Source organism: Streptomyces sp. NPDC001401 (genome assembly GCF_042895385.1).
Taxonomy (GTDB): Bacteria; Actinomycetota; Actinomycetes; order Streptomycetales; family Streptomycetaceae; genus Streptomyces.
The window spans coordinates 101,063-112,887 of the sequence record NZ_JBIAWI010000001.1 but is presented as its reverse complement, the minus strand read 5'-3'; the positions used below and the strand labels follow the sequence as shown (position 1 = coordinate 112,887).

At 68.5% G+C, this 11,825-nt stretch carries 10 protein-coding genes; 4 read left to right on the top strand and 6 right to left on the bottom strand.

Going from position 1 to position 11,825, the window contains the following annotated elements:
• The first annotated feature begins 68 nt into the window (after positions 1-68).
• Positions 69-866 carry an HAD family acid phosphatase gene (locus tag ACFY10_RS00540; RefSeq protein WP_390662796.1) on the top strand — a complete coding sequence of 266 codons (798 nt, stop codon included), beginning with the start codon at positions 69-71 and terminating at the stop codon, positions 864-866.
• A 223-nt stretch (positions 867-1,089) separates the two neighbouring features.
• Positions 1,090-2,244: a right-handed parallel beta-helix repeat-containing protein gene (locus ACFY10_RS00535; protein WP_390662795.1), complete on the top strand. Its 1,155-nt coding sequence runs from the start codon at positions 1,090-1,092 to the stop codon at positions 2,242-2,244.
• 82 nt (positions 2,245-2,326) lie between these two features.
• Here the strand turns inward: ACFY10_RS00535 and ACFY10_RS00530 are convergent, their stop codons facing one another.
• From ACFY10_RS00530 to ACFY10_RS00520, 3 genes are all read right to left on the bottom strand, one after another.
• Positions 2,327-4,009 carry a rhamnogalacturonan lyase B N-terminal domain-containing protein gene (locus ACFY10_RS00530; RefSeq protein WP_390662794.1) on the bottom strand — a complete coding sequence of 561 codons (1,683 nt, stop codon included), beginning with the start codon at positions 4,007-4,009 and terminating at the stop codon, positions 2,327-2,329.
• Between the two features lie 125 nt (positions 4,010-4,134).
• Positions 4,135-4,971, bottom strand: a complete 837-nt coding sequence (locus tag ACFY10_RS00525) for a hypothetical protein (RefSeq protein WP_390662793.1) — start codon at positions 4,969-4,971, stop codon at positions 4,135-4,137.
• Entirely contained in the window at positions 4,968-5,534 is a 567-nt protein-coding gene (locus tag ACFY10_RS00520) for a SigE family RNA polymerase sigma factor (protein ID WP_390662792.1), read from the bottom strand. The genes ACFY10_RS00525 and ACFY10_RS00520 overlap by 4 nt, the downstream gene beginning before the upstream one ends.
• Before the next feature lie 235 nt (positions 5,535-5,769).
• On the opposite strand from ACFY10_RS00520, the gene ACFY10_RS00515 reads away from it, so the two are divergent.
• Complete coding sequence (locus ACFY10_RS00515; RefSeq protein ID WP_390662790.1) at positions 5,770-7,221, top strand: NCS2 family permease; 1,452 nt, start codon at positions 5,770-5,772, stop codon at positions 7,219-7,221.
• An 87-nt stretch (positions 7,222-7,308) separates the two neighbouring features.
• Here the strand turns inward: ACFY10_RS00515 and ACFY10_RS00510 are convergent, their stop codons facing one another.
• The 3 genes from ACFY10_RS00510 to ACFY10_RS00500 form a co-directional block, all read right to left on the bottom strand.
• Positions 7,309-8,757, bottom strand: a complete 1,449-nt coding sequence (locus ACFY10_RS00510) for a peptidoglycan D,D-transpeptidase FtsI family protein (protein WP_390662789.1) — start codon at positions 8,755-8,757, stop codon at positions 7,309-7,311.
• Between the two features lie 91 nt (positions 8,758-8,848).
• Positions 8,849-9,319 (bottom strand): GNAT family N-acetyltransferase, encoded by a 471-nt coding sequence (locus tag ACFY10_RS00505; RefSeq protein ID WP_390662788.1) that lies wholly within the window; start codon positions 9,317-9,319, stop codon positions 8,849-8,851.
• Between the two features lie 18 nt (positions 9,320-9,337).
• Positions 9,338-10,111, bottom strand: coding sequence for an IclR family transcriptional regulator (locus tag ACFY10_RS00500; RefSeq protein ID WP_390662787.1), 774 nt, complete (start codon positions 10,109-10,111; stop codon positions 9,338-9,340).
• 155 nt (positions 10,112-10,266) lie between these two features.
• Between ACFY10_RS00500 and ACFY10_RS00495 the strand changes: the two genes are divergently transcribed.
• Positions 10,267-11,796: an aldehyde dehydrogenase (NADP(+)) gene (locus tag ACFY10_RS00495; protein WP_390662786.1), complete on the top strand. Its 1,530-nt coding sequence runs from the start codon at positions 10,267-10,269 to the stop codon at positions 11,794-11,796.
• Positions 11,797-11,825: the final 29 nt, after the last annotated feature.

Sequence of the window (11,825 nt, the reverse complement as noted above, 5' to 3'; positions counted from 1 at the left end):
CTACCGAAGAGATATCGATCGGGCAACGGGTCTCGCGCCCGCGGGGGTGACGCGCGTAGAAACCTGTCATGCATAAGCCACTGCGTATCGCGGCGATCGCCGCAGCGTGTGCCGTCACCGGCGCCGCGCTCTACGGCGCCGGTGCGGCCACAGCCGGCCAGTCCACGGCCAACTCCACCCACGAGCCCTACAACATCGGGCTCCTGGTGAAGGACATCGACACCTACTACGGCACCGCGGCCGACGCGGGCGGCGTGTACCAGGCGTCCCCGGACAGCCCGTACGCCCAGGACCTGGCGCGCATCGACGCCGCCGCCAAGAAGTACATAGACCGGGCCGCCCGCAAGGCGCACCACCGGGACGAGAAGCCCGCGGTCGTCTTCGACATCGACGACACGCTGCTGCTCAGCCTCGACTACGAGAAGCGCTACAACTACACGTACAACCCGACCACTTGGGCCGACTACGTGAACAAGGCCGACCGCCCCGGCGTCTTCGGCAGTGCCGAGCTGGTCCAGTATGCGGAATCGAAGGGCGTCGAGGTCTTCTACAACTCGGGTCTGAGCGAGGCGCAGCGCACCGCCGCCGTCGCCAACCTGAAGAAGATCGGCGCCGATGTGAACCTCGACGCCGACCACATGTTCCTCAAGGACAAGGCGAACCCGCCGGCCTACCTGAGCGCCTGCGCCACCCCGGGCACCTGGACCTGCACGACCGTGCAGTACAAGTCCGGTACGCGCAAGCACATCGAGGACGACCTCGGGTACGAGATCGTCGCCAACTTCGGCGACCAGTACTCGGACCTGGACGGCGGCTACGCCGACCGCACGTACAAGCTCCCGAACCCGACGTACTTCGTGTCCTGACCCGTCCTGACCTTCCCGGTCAGCCGTACGTCCTGAGCAATCGCTCGTACTCGGCCCCCGTCACCGGCAGCACCGTGCTGTGGCGGGGGCCGACGCGCAGGTGTTGCTTCGAGGAGGCGCGGCAACCTTTTCCGGCCACGGTGGCGACTGACTCTCGGAAACAGGCCGGGGAGGGCCCCTCCGGTCCGTTTCGCGCCCACAACCCCTAGGAAAGGAACGCCCAGTGCGACTCAGCACCGGACGCCACCGCAGGACACGTACGCTCTCGATCGCCGCGGCGGTGGCCGTCTCCGCCGGGGCCGGCGGCGTCTACCTCGGGCTCTCGGGCGGCGGCGCCCAGGCCGCCACGACGACGGTCACCGTGTCCACCACGGCCCAGCTGGAGTCGGCCGTGAAGAGCGCAGCCGCGGGCACCGTCATCCAGGTGCGCGGCGGCACGTACTACCCGACGGCCACCCTCAAGTCCACGGCCAGCGGCACCGGTTCGAACCGCATCACGCTGCAGGCGTACGGCAACGAGAAGGTGAGGATCGACGGTTCGAAGCTGCCCGCCGGGTCCTGGCTCACCGGGATCTACGGCAGCTACTGGACCGTGCAGAACCTCACCTTCCAGAACTCCCCGGCACAGGGCTTCGTCGTCACCTCGTCCACCGGCGGTGTCTTCAAGAACCTGGTCACGGCCGACAACGGCGACTCCGGGTTCACGCTGCGCGGCGACAACACGGTGAACAACCTCGTGCAGAACCTGGACAGTTACGGCAACTACGACCCCGCCGGGCACGGCCAGAACGCCGACGGCATCGCCATCAAGTTCGGCTCGGGCACGGGCAACAAGGTCACCGGCGCCCGCCTGTACAACAATTCCGACGACGGGCTCGACCTCTGGCAGTTCTCCTCGCCGGTCACCATCGAGCACTCCTGGTCGTACGGCAACGGCAAGAACCGCTGGAACGACTCCGCTTTCGAGGGCAACGGCAATGGATTCAAGCTGGGCGGCGGAGGCGTCGCCGTCGCCCATGTCGTCAACAACAGCGCGGCCTGGGACAACACACTCAACGGGTTCACCGAGAACTCCAACACCGGCGCGATCATGCTGAACCGCAACACCGCCTACGCCAACACCGAGGCCGGGTTCTACTTCGCCACCGGCAAGGCCCGGCTCGCGCGGAACCTCGCGGTGAGCGACAAGGGCGGGCTGGACAAGCTGAGTTCGAAGACCGTCTCCGCCGCGAACAACTGGGACAGCGGGGTCGGTACGCCGGCCTTCAAGTCCACGGATGCCACTACGGCCTACGGCTCCCGTAAGTCGGACGGCTCACTGCCCGCGACGGCCTACCTCACCACGGGCTCGACCACCATCGGCTCGACGATGAACTGAGGCCCCGAAGACGCGAAGACGCCAAGGAAAACGCCCCGCCGGTCGTCACCGGCGGGGCGTTCTTCTGCTGACCGAGGGGGGCTCAGGTCAGCAGGTCCAGGCAGTCGAACGACGTACCGGCGCTGAGATAGGCCGTGCCGCCCGAACCGCTCACGATGTTGATCTTCAGGACGTTGTACTGGGAGGTGTCCGTCTTCCACGCACTGTTAGGGACGTTGAAAGTGAAGGTGTGGTTGTTCCCACGGTACGAACCCGTGGTGAGGGAACGAGTCGAGGGCTGTGTGGGTGCTGTGGGAATGGCGGAAACCCAGTCGTTCACGGCCACCCGCGGCCGCCCGCCGGCGAATGCGTCCGTCACCCCGACCCGCAGCGTGTGCGCGGCCGCCGCCTGCGCCTTGGTCAGCTTGAAGTAGACCAGGATGCCGTCGTTGACGTCCTTCCAGACGTACGCCGGGAAGGACGCGGCCTCGCTGCCGCTGCCGATGGTGACATTGCCGGTCCACTTGGCCGCGCGGCCGTCGGAGGGATGCGCGTATGTCATCAGCTTGGCGTTCTTGAACTCGCCGGGCGTGCCGTCCCAGTCGCCGAGCCGCCAGACGGCGGAAGCGGCGGACGGGTCACCGGTGATGGCCAGGGTGTGCAGGGACGTCGTACCGCCCGCCGTCACCTTCACCGACGCGGTGTGCACGGCGAGTTCGCCCTTGTAGACCGTCAGCGTGTACGTCCCCGGGAGCATCCCCTTGCAGGAGAAGGCGCCGGTGCCGGCCGCGGCCTTCGCCCAGTACTGCGCGTCCGCGTTGGCGAAGCCCACGGTGTAGGGGTACTTGGCGTCCATGCCCTTCAGGCCGACGCCCGCCACCTTGCCGCGGCCCGCCCTGCCGACCCAGCCGGTGATCCCGAGCCCGTCCACCCAGGAGGTGTCGAGGTTGGCCTGGAAGAGCGAGGCGGAGGGGGCGCCGCCGTCGGTGAGGGCGATGACGTACGGGCCCTGCAGGCCGAAGCGCTCCGCCTCCGTCTGGGCCTCGTTGTAGTGCAGGATCTCGTACAGGCCCGCGCCGCCGTCGTTCGAGTGCCGCAGCAGCGAGCGGTAGAAGGGGCCGCCGGAGGCCTTCTCGTGGTTGGAGCGGACCATCCAGAGGCCGACCGAGCCGGTGGTGAGGCCGACGTAGTCGTAGTCGATGGTGCGCTTGCCCGAGTAGTGCTTGGAGTGGGTCGTGCCGTCCGGGTGCCGCCAGACGTCACCGGCCTCGATGATCTTGTCGGTCGTGGAGTCCCAGGCGTCCGAGCCCGTGTTGGGGAACATCCCGGGCTTGAGGCGGACGATGTAGCGGGTCGCCGTGAAGGACGCGTCCGCCTTGTTCGTCCACAGGTAGACGTTGTTCTGGCCGCTGCGGGCCGCGTACCACTGGGTGATCGCGCCGTGCACGACCTTGATCAGAATCGTCGAGCCCGACTGCAGAATCGTGACCGTGGAGGCCCCGAGTCCCGACTCGACGTGCGAGTGCTTTCCGCCGTAGCCCTCGTACTCCTTGCCCTTGTAGACGAGGGACGTGAGGTCGCCGGTCGTCTTGGAGACCTTGAACACGAGGGAGGAGCCGGTGTCGACGACGTAGTTCCTGCCGTCGTCCTTGTAGCCGAAGGCCGCGGCGGACGCGGACGACAGCAGGCCGGCGCCTCCCGCTACGGCGGCGCCGGTGGCGGCGACGCCGATCGCGGAGGCCCCGAGCACCCGGCGGCGGGTGAGGTGTCTCTTGTGCGTGCTCAAGGGGCGAAATCCCGTCGTACTTGAATGTTCACTCAGCTGCAGGTGAAGAGGAAGTCCTGTGCTTCCTGGTTGCCGCCGCCGAGGAACGGGTTGCCGCCCTCTTCAAGATTTTTTGCGCAGGATTTCTACGAGTCGCCCTCGACGGCCGCGCGGGCCGCGAAGTCGCCGCCGACCGCACGCTGCGTGCCGTCCACCGTTGCGGTGATCGCGTAGGTGTCGTCCTTCGCGTCCCGGCCGCCGCGCTCGTGGTTGTACTGCCCGGCGAACACCCACTGGCCCTTGGGGACCGTACGGCCCTCCTTGAGCGTCCAGGTGTAGACGAGGAAGCCGTTCTGCTCGCCGACCGTGAGGTCGAAGTCCTGCTCCGGCAGCGCGCGCCAGGCGCCGGCATTGCTGACCCCGCCGGTCTGGGCGACCTTCAACTGCACGGTCAGAGCGGTGAGTTGCTCGCTCGTCTTGAACGTGATGTTGCTCTGCGCCCAGAAGTCGTTGCTGTGCGGGTCCACCGAGCCGTCCGACCACAGCGGGCCGTCGCTCTCGCCGGCGGCGGGCGCCAGCACGGAGGCGGACGGCTTCGCGGCCGGGGTGTTGCTCGGCTTGTGGGGGTGCGGCGCGGTGCTCGGCGTCCGGTCCACCGGCGGGACCGGCGCGCGGCTCGTCGCATCAGGCGACGGCGTGGGCGTCGGGGAGACCGAGACCGTCTGCTGCTGGGGAGTGTCGTCCTTCACCGCGGAGGCCACCGCGTAACCGCCGACCGCGAGCATGCCCGCGACCGCGGCCGTCGCACTCACCACCCGCGCCCAGCCCCACACCGGAGGACGGGTCGCCCGGTGGTCGGTGCGGCCGTGCTCGCTCATGCCCCGCTCGATCCGCGCCAGGATCCTGGCCCGGTCCGGCTCGTGCGCCTCGGCCGTCTCATGCAGCCGGGCGCGCAGTTCGTCGTGCACGTCCTGCCGCCTCATCGGTCCGTTCCTCCGGTCTCGCCGCCACGCGCCATCGCCGCGTGCACCTTGTGCGGTACGCCCTGGGAGCCGAGGATCCCCTGCAGCTCGGCCATCCCCTTGGACGTCTGGGACTTAACCGTACCCACGGAAACACCCAGAGCGAGAGCGGTGTCCTTTTCCGACAGGTCGAACGCATGACGAAGCACCACACACGCCCGTTTCCGGAACGGCAGCCTACGCAGGGCCTCTTGTACGTCGACAACACCCGCTATGTCGGGATTCTCCGTCTTCTCCTCGCGCTGCGACCAGAACAGGGAGATCCGCCGGCGCTCGCGGACGGCGCTGCGGATACGGGTGCGGGCCAGGTTGGCGACGACTCCCCGGGCGTAGGCGCCCGGGTGGTCCGCGGCGCGCACCCGGTCCCAGCGGTGCCACAGGGCGAGCAGCGCGTCCGCCGCCAGATCGTCGGCGGCGTCCGCCTCGCCGGTCAACAGGTGGGCGAGACGCGACAGTTCGGCGTAGTGCCGTTCGAAGAAGGCATGGAACTCCACGGAGGCTGCGTCGTCGACGACAGTGCCCACGGGCGGCCAACCTCTCTGTGTGTGTCATGTAGATGACATGTGATCATCCGGGGTAGACCCGGATGAGATCCGGAAGCGTAGCAGTGATCAACCACATGGTTCGTACGGGGCTTCGAACGCAGTCTGGCCGGTCGGCCCTGATTCCGTAACACGGGGAAAACCTGAAACGCGTTCAACGCGGGAACAATCCAGCCAGCATCCGCACACGATCGAACAGGCAACAGGAGTCACCCGCATGTCCGACACCAAGAAGGCGGCAGACCGGCCAAGTGCCGCGCCACCGGGGGCGAACAGCCTCGACCGCTACTTCAGGATCTCCGAGCGGGGATCCACCTTCGGCCGCGAGATACGCGGCGGCTTCGCCACGTTCTTCACGATGGCCTACATCCTTGTCCTGAACCCCATCATCCTCGGCAGCGCGAAGGACAAGTTCGGGCACAGTCTCGACACCGGTCAACTCGTCACCGCCACCGCTCTGGTGGCCTGTGTGATGACGATCATCATGGGCGTCGGCGGCAACCTCCCGCTGGCCATTGCAGCCGGCCTCGGGCTCAACGCCGTCGTCGCCTTCCAGCTCGCCCCGCTGATGAGCTGGTCCGACGCGATGGGGCTCGTCGTCCTCGAGGGCATCCTGATCTGCGTCCTGGTCGTCACCGGGCTCCGCAAGGCGATCATGGACGCCATTCCGCAGCAGCTGAAGCAGGCGATCGGCGTCGGCATCGGTCTGTTCATCGCCTTCATCGGCTTCGTCGACGCCGGATTCGTCAGCCGGATCCCGGACGCGGCGCAGACCACCGTGCCCGTGCAACTGGGCGCCGTCGGCAGGCTGACCGGCTGGCCCGTCCTCGTCTTCTGTCTCGGTGTGCTGCTCACCATCGCGCTGCTCGCGCGCAAGGTGAAGGGCGCGATCCTGATCAGCATCGTGACCATGACGATCGTCGCGATCATCATCGACGCGGTGGCGGACATCAAGAGCTGGGGCCTGACCACTCCGAAGGTGCCGGACAAGATCGTCTCCACCCCGGACTTCGGACTCATCGGTCACTTCAGCCTGTTCGGCGGCTTTGCGAAGGCGGGCTTCCTCACCGCCGTCCTGCTGGTCTTCACCCTGATCCTGTCGGACTTCTTCGACGCCATGGGCACCATCGTCGGCATCAGCGCGGAGGCCGGGCTGCTGGACGAGCAGGGCCAGGTGCCCGGCATCGGGCGTGTGCTGTTCATCGACGGCGCGGCGGCGGTGGCCGGTGGTCTGGGGTCCGCCTCCTCCAACACCGCGTACATCGAGTCGGCGGCCGGTGTGGGTGAGGGGGCGCGCACCGGGTTCGCGAACTTGATCACCGGTGGGTTGTTCGGGCTTGCGCTGTTCCTCACGCCGCTGTTGACGATCGTGCCGCTGCAGGCGGCTGCGCCTGCGCTGATTGCGGTCGGGTTCCTGATGATGACCCATGTCAAGCACATCGACTGGGACAAGTACGAGATCGCGATCCCGGCATTTTTGACCATCGCCGCGATGCCGTTCACCTACTCGATCACCGACGGTATTGGGGCGGGGTTCGTGGCGTACGTGGTGATCAAGGCGGTGCTTGGCAAGGCCAAGGAGGTGCACTGGCTGCTGTGGGGGGTGTCTGCGCTGTTCCTGGTGTACTTCGCTATTGACCCCGTTGAGCAGATTCTTGGCGTGAAGTGAGGGACGCTGCGCGGCCGGTGCGGGTTTGTTGTGGCTGGTCGCGCAGTTCCCCGCGCCCCTGAAAACGGGGCGCTCCCCTCGACGGCGTTATTTCAGCGCCGCCTGCATCACTGCCTTGGCCACGGGGGCCGCCAAGCCGTTGCCGCTGACCTCCGAGCGGGCCGCGTTCGACTGTTCGACTACGACCGCCACGGCGACCTCCTTGCCGCCGGCCTTGCCGTAGGACGTGAACCAGGCGTACGGCGTCTTGCTGTTGTTCTCGCCGTGCTGGGCCGTGCCGGTCTTGCCGCCCACGGTGGCGCCCGATATCCGGGCGTTCGTGCCCGTGCCCTTCTCCACCACCGTCTGCATCGCCGACTGCAGTTGCTCGGCGGTCGAGGAGCTGACTATCTCCTTGGTGCTCGGGCTGTCGTCGTAGTTCTTCAGCACGTCACCGCCACTGTCGGTGATCTGCGAAACCATGTGCGGTGAGACCAGCTTGCCGCCGTTGGCTATGGCGGCGGACACCATGGCCATCTGGAGCGGGGTCGCGGTGACGTCGTACTGGCCGATGCCCGTCAGGGCGGTGGAGGACCTGTCCATGTCGGAGGGGTAGACGCTGGTGTACGCCCGCACCGGCACGTCCTGCTCCTTGTCGTTGAAGCCGAACTTCTCGGCCATCGCCTTCACCTTGTCCTGGCCCAGGGCGACGGCCATCTTCGCGAAGACGTTGTTGCAGGAGTACTGCAGCGCGGTGCGGATCGTGGCGTTCTCACAGGGCGCGCTCGGGTTCTCGTTGGACAGGTCGCGGGTGGTGCCCGGCAGCGTGTACGGGTCGGGGCTGTCGGTCTTCTCGTCCACGCTCGAGTACAGCCCGTCCTCCAACGCCGCGGCCGCGACGACCAGTTTGAACGTCGACCCCGGCGGCAGCGGCTGGCGCAGCGCGCGGTTGGTCAGCGGCTTGTCGGAGTCGGCGGTGAGCTTCTTCCAGGCCGTGCCCGCGGTGTTGGCGTCCGTCAGCGACGACGGGTCGTACGACGGCGTCGACACGACCGCCAGGATCCTGCCGGTCTTCGGGTCGATCGCGACGGCCGCGCCCTTCTTGTCGCCGAGCGCGTCGTACGCCGCCTTCTGCACGTCCGGGTCGATCGTCGTGACCACGTTGCCCGGATCGGCCCGCTTGTCGGTGACCGTGTCCATCACCGTCTTGAGGCGGCTGTCCGTCCCGTCGAGGAGGTCCTGGTAGATGCCCTCCAGCTGGGTCGGGGCGTAGGCCTGCGAGGCATAGCCCGTCACCGCCGCGTACAGCTTGCCGTCCTTGTAGGTGCGCTTGTACTTGAGGTCGCTGTTCTTCGTCGCCGCGGAACCGGTGATCGAATCGCCGGCCACGATGATGTTCCCGAGCGGCTCCGCGTACGTCTCGATCGCGTTGCGCCGGTTGTCCTTGTCGTCCGCGAGGGCCTTGCCGTCGTAGAACTGCACCCATGTCGCCCTGACCAGCAGAGCGAGCACGAGCAGCAGCGCAAAGACGGACGCCCGCCTGATCGTCTTGTTCATCCCGCCCAGAAGACGAGCGGGACGGAGTGAATCGTTCCCGTCCGCCCTGATTTCTCATCGGGCGTTCATGAAGCCGGCCGCGACCGGGGCCTCAGCCCTCCAGCGTCAGCACGACCTCGTCGATCTCCTCGCCCCGCGCGTTCGCGAACCCCGACGTCCGGGCCGTGAGCCGGAAGCCGCACTTCTCCAGGACCCGGAGCGAACCGGCGTTGTCCGCCGCCGCGCGCGCGTACAGCGGGCGCTCGCGCACCTCGGCAAGGAGCTCCCGCAGCGCGGCCGTCGCCACGCCCCGCCCCCAGTACGTGCGGTCCACCCAGTAGGTGACCTCGCGCTCGCCCGGCTCCCCGTACACCGCCGCGCTGCCCACCACGTCACCGTCCGCGAGAACCGTCCGTGCCACGTCGCCCGACGCGCGGATCCGTTTCCACAGTGCCTCGAAGGCGTCCCGGTCGGCCGGGTCCTTGGGGGTGAAGGCCGCCATGCGGACGGCCTCCGGGTCGTTCATCTGCCGGAAGAAGACCGGCAGATCGCTGTCGTGCACTTCACGGAGTACGACATTCATGAAGCCAGAGCCTAGGAGTCAGAGCCTGCGGGTCGCCAGTGTCAGCCGGTCCCGCGCGTCGAACAGCGCGTCCTTCACCAGCTGCTCGTGCGCGGGCGTCAGCCGCGCCACCGGCACCGAGCAGCTGATCGCGTCGCGCGCCGGGGTGCGGTAGGGAATGGCGACTCCGAAGCAGCGCAGCCCGAGCGTGTTCTCCTCGCGGTCCACGGCGAAGCCCTGCTCGCGGACCTGGTGCAGCTCCTCGATGAGCTTCTCCCGGTCGGTGATGGTGTTCTCGGTGAGCGCCGGAAGCGTCTCCGGGAGCATCTTGCGGACCTGCTCGTCCGTGTACGTGCTCAACAGCGCCTTGCCCAGCGAGGTGGAGTGCGCGGGCAGCCGGCGGCCCACCCGTGTGAACGGGCGCAGGTAGTGCTGCGACTGGCGGGTGGCCAGGTACACGACGTTCGTGCCGTCCAGCCGGGCCAGGTGGATGGTCTCCGTGGTGTCGTCCGACAGCCGGTCCAGGGTCGGGCGCGCCGCCGCGACCACCTCGTCGCCGTCGATGTACGACGTGCCGACCAGCAGCGCCCGTACCCCGATGCCGTACCGCGTGCCCGTCGCGTCCGTCTCCACCCAGCCCAGCTCCACCAGCGTGCGCAGCAGCATGTACAGGCTGGACTTGGGATAGCCGACGGCCTCCTGGACCGAAGCCAAGGAGTGCATACCGGGCCGGCCTGCGAAGTACTCGAGCAGTTCCACCGTCCGTACCGCGGACTTGACCTGCGCCCCGCCGCCTGTCTCGCCTGCCGACATCGCCCTTGACCCCTTCGTTCGACGGGAAATAGTCTCCAACAGCATATTCATCATCAGAGACAGCGTTCAGTATATCGAACGACCCTGGTGGATGACCCAGATACTGCGGCAATACAAGCAGGACATACCGCAAGACATACGTGGAGGGACCCGCGGTGGCAGCAGCACCAGTCTGGAGTGTCGACCCCCGTACCGGGAAGCAGCGTGAACAGGTTGCGGTGGAGGCCACAGCCCAGGAGGTGGACGCCGCCGTCCGCGCCGCGCACGCAGCGCGCGGCGCCCTCGCCGACCGCGCGGTCCGCTCGGCCTTCCTGCGCACCGCCGCCGAGCAGCTCGAGGCGGCGAAGGACGGGCTCGTCGAGACCGCCGACGCCGAGACCGCGCTCGGCCCGGTCCGGCTCACCGGCGAACTCGCCCGCACCTGCTACCAGTTGCGGGCCTTCGCGGACATCGTCGACGAGGGCGCCTTCCTCGACGTGATCATCAACCACCCCGACGACACCGCGACCCCGCCCATCCCGGACCTGCGCCGCTACAAGGTGCCGCTGGGCGTCGTCGCCGTCTACTCGGCCTCCAACTTCCCCTTCGCCTTCTCGGTCGCCGGCGGCGACACCGCGAGCGCGCTCGGCGCGGGCTGCCCGGTCGTCGTCAAGGCCCACCCCGACCACCCGGCCCTGTCCGAGCTGGTCGCCAAGGTGCTGCGCCGGGCCGCCGCCGCGCACGGCATCCCCGACGGCGTCGTCGGCCTGGTCCACGGCTTCGGGGCGGGCGTCGAGCTGGTCAAGCACCCGCTGGTCGCCGCGGCCGGCTTCACCGGTTCGGTACGGGGCGGCCGTGCCCTCTTCGACGCGGCCGCCGCACGCCCGACCCCGATCCCCTTCCACGGCGAGCTGGGCTCCCTGAACCCCGTCGTCGTCACCGAGGCCGCGGCCGCGGAGCGTGCGGAGGCGATCGGCACGGGGCTCGCCGGGTCGATGACCCTGGGTGTCGGGCAGTTCTGCGTCAAGCCGGGCCTGGTGCTCGCCCCGAGCGGTGCGGCGGGCGACCGCCTGGTCAAGTCCCTGACGGACGCGGTCAGCGACACGGACGCCGGTGTCCTGCTGGACCACCGCATGCGCGACAACTTCATCGCCGGGGTCGCCGAGCGTGCGGAGCTTCCCGAGGTCGAGTCCCCGGTGACGCCGGGCGCGGGCAGCGAGCACACGGTGAGCGCCGGCTTCCTGACGGTCTCGGCGGACAAGCTGGCCGAGGAAGGCCGGTACGACCTGCTCCTCGAGGAGTGCTTCGGGCCGGTCACCGTGGTGGCCCGCTACGAGGACGAGGCTCAGGTGCAGGGGGTGCTGTCACGGCTGCCGGGCAATCTCACGGCGACGGTTCATCTGTCGGCCGAGGAGGCGGCCGGAGAGGGCCGCGGCGCGGAGCTGCTGGCCGAACTGACTCCGCTCGCGGGGCGCGTGCTCGTCAACGGCTGGCCGACCGGTGTTGCGGTCGCTCCCGCCCAGCATCACGGCGGCCCGTACCCGGCGACCACGTCGACGTCGACGTCCGTCGGCGGTACGGCCATTGAGCGGTGGATGCGGCCGGTGACATACCAGACGGCGCCCGAGGCGATCCTGCCGCCGGAGCTGCGGGACGACAACCCGCTGGGGTTGCCCCGCCGCTTCAACGGGCGTTTGGAACGGTAGCGCCGTAGGGGTGCGGTGATTTACGGTCG

What these genes read in the sequence shown, in the direction of transcription:
- ACFY10_RS00540 (WP_390662796.1), top strand. Translation starts at nt 69, where the DNA reads ATGCATAAGCCACTGCGTATCGCGGCGATCGCCGCAGCGTGTGCCGTC.
- ACFY10_RS00525 (WP_390662793.1), bottom strand. Translation starts at nt 4,971, where the DNA reads ATGAGGCGGCAGGACGTGCACGACGAACTGCGCGCCCGGCTGCATGAG.
- ACFY10_RS00515 (WP_390662790.1), top strand. Translation starts at nt 5,770, where the DNA reads ATGTCCGACACCAAGAAGGCGGCAGACCGGCCAAGTGCCGCGCCACCG.
- ACFY10_RS00510 (WP_390662789.1), bottom strand. Translation starts at nt 8,757, where the DNA reads ATGAACAAGACGATCAGGCGGGCGTCCGTCTTTGCGCTGCTGCTCGTG.
- ACFY10_RS00505 (WP_390662788.1), bottom strand. Translation starts at nt 9,319, where the DNA reads ATGAATGTCGTACTCCGTGAAGTGCACGACAGCGATCTGCCGGTCTTC.
- ACFY10_RS00500 (WP_390662787.1), bottom strand. Translation starts at nt 10,111, where the DNA reads ATGTCGGCAGGCGAGACAGGCGGCGGGGCGCAGGTCAAGTCCGCGGTA.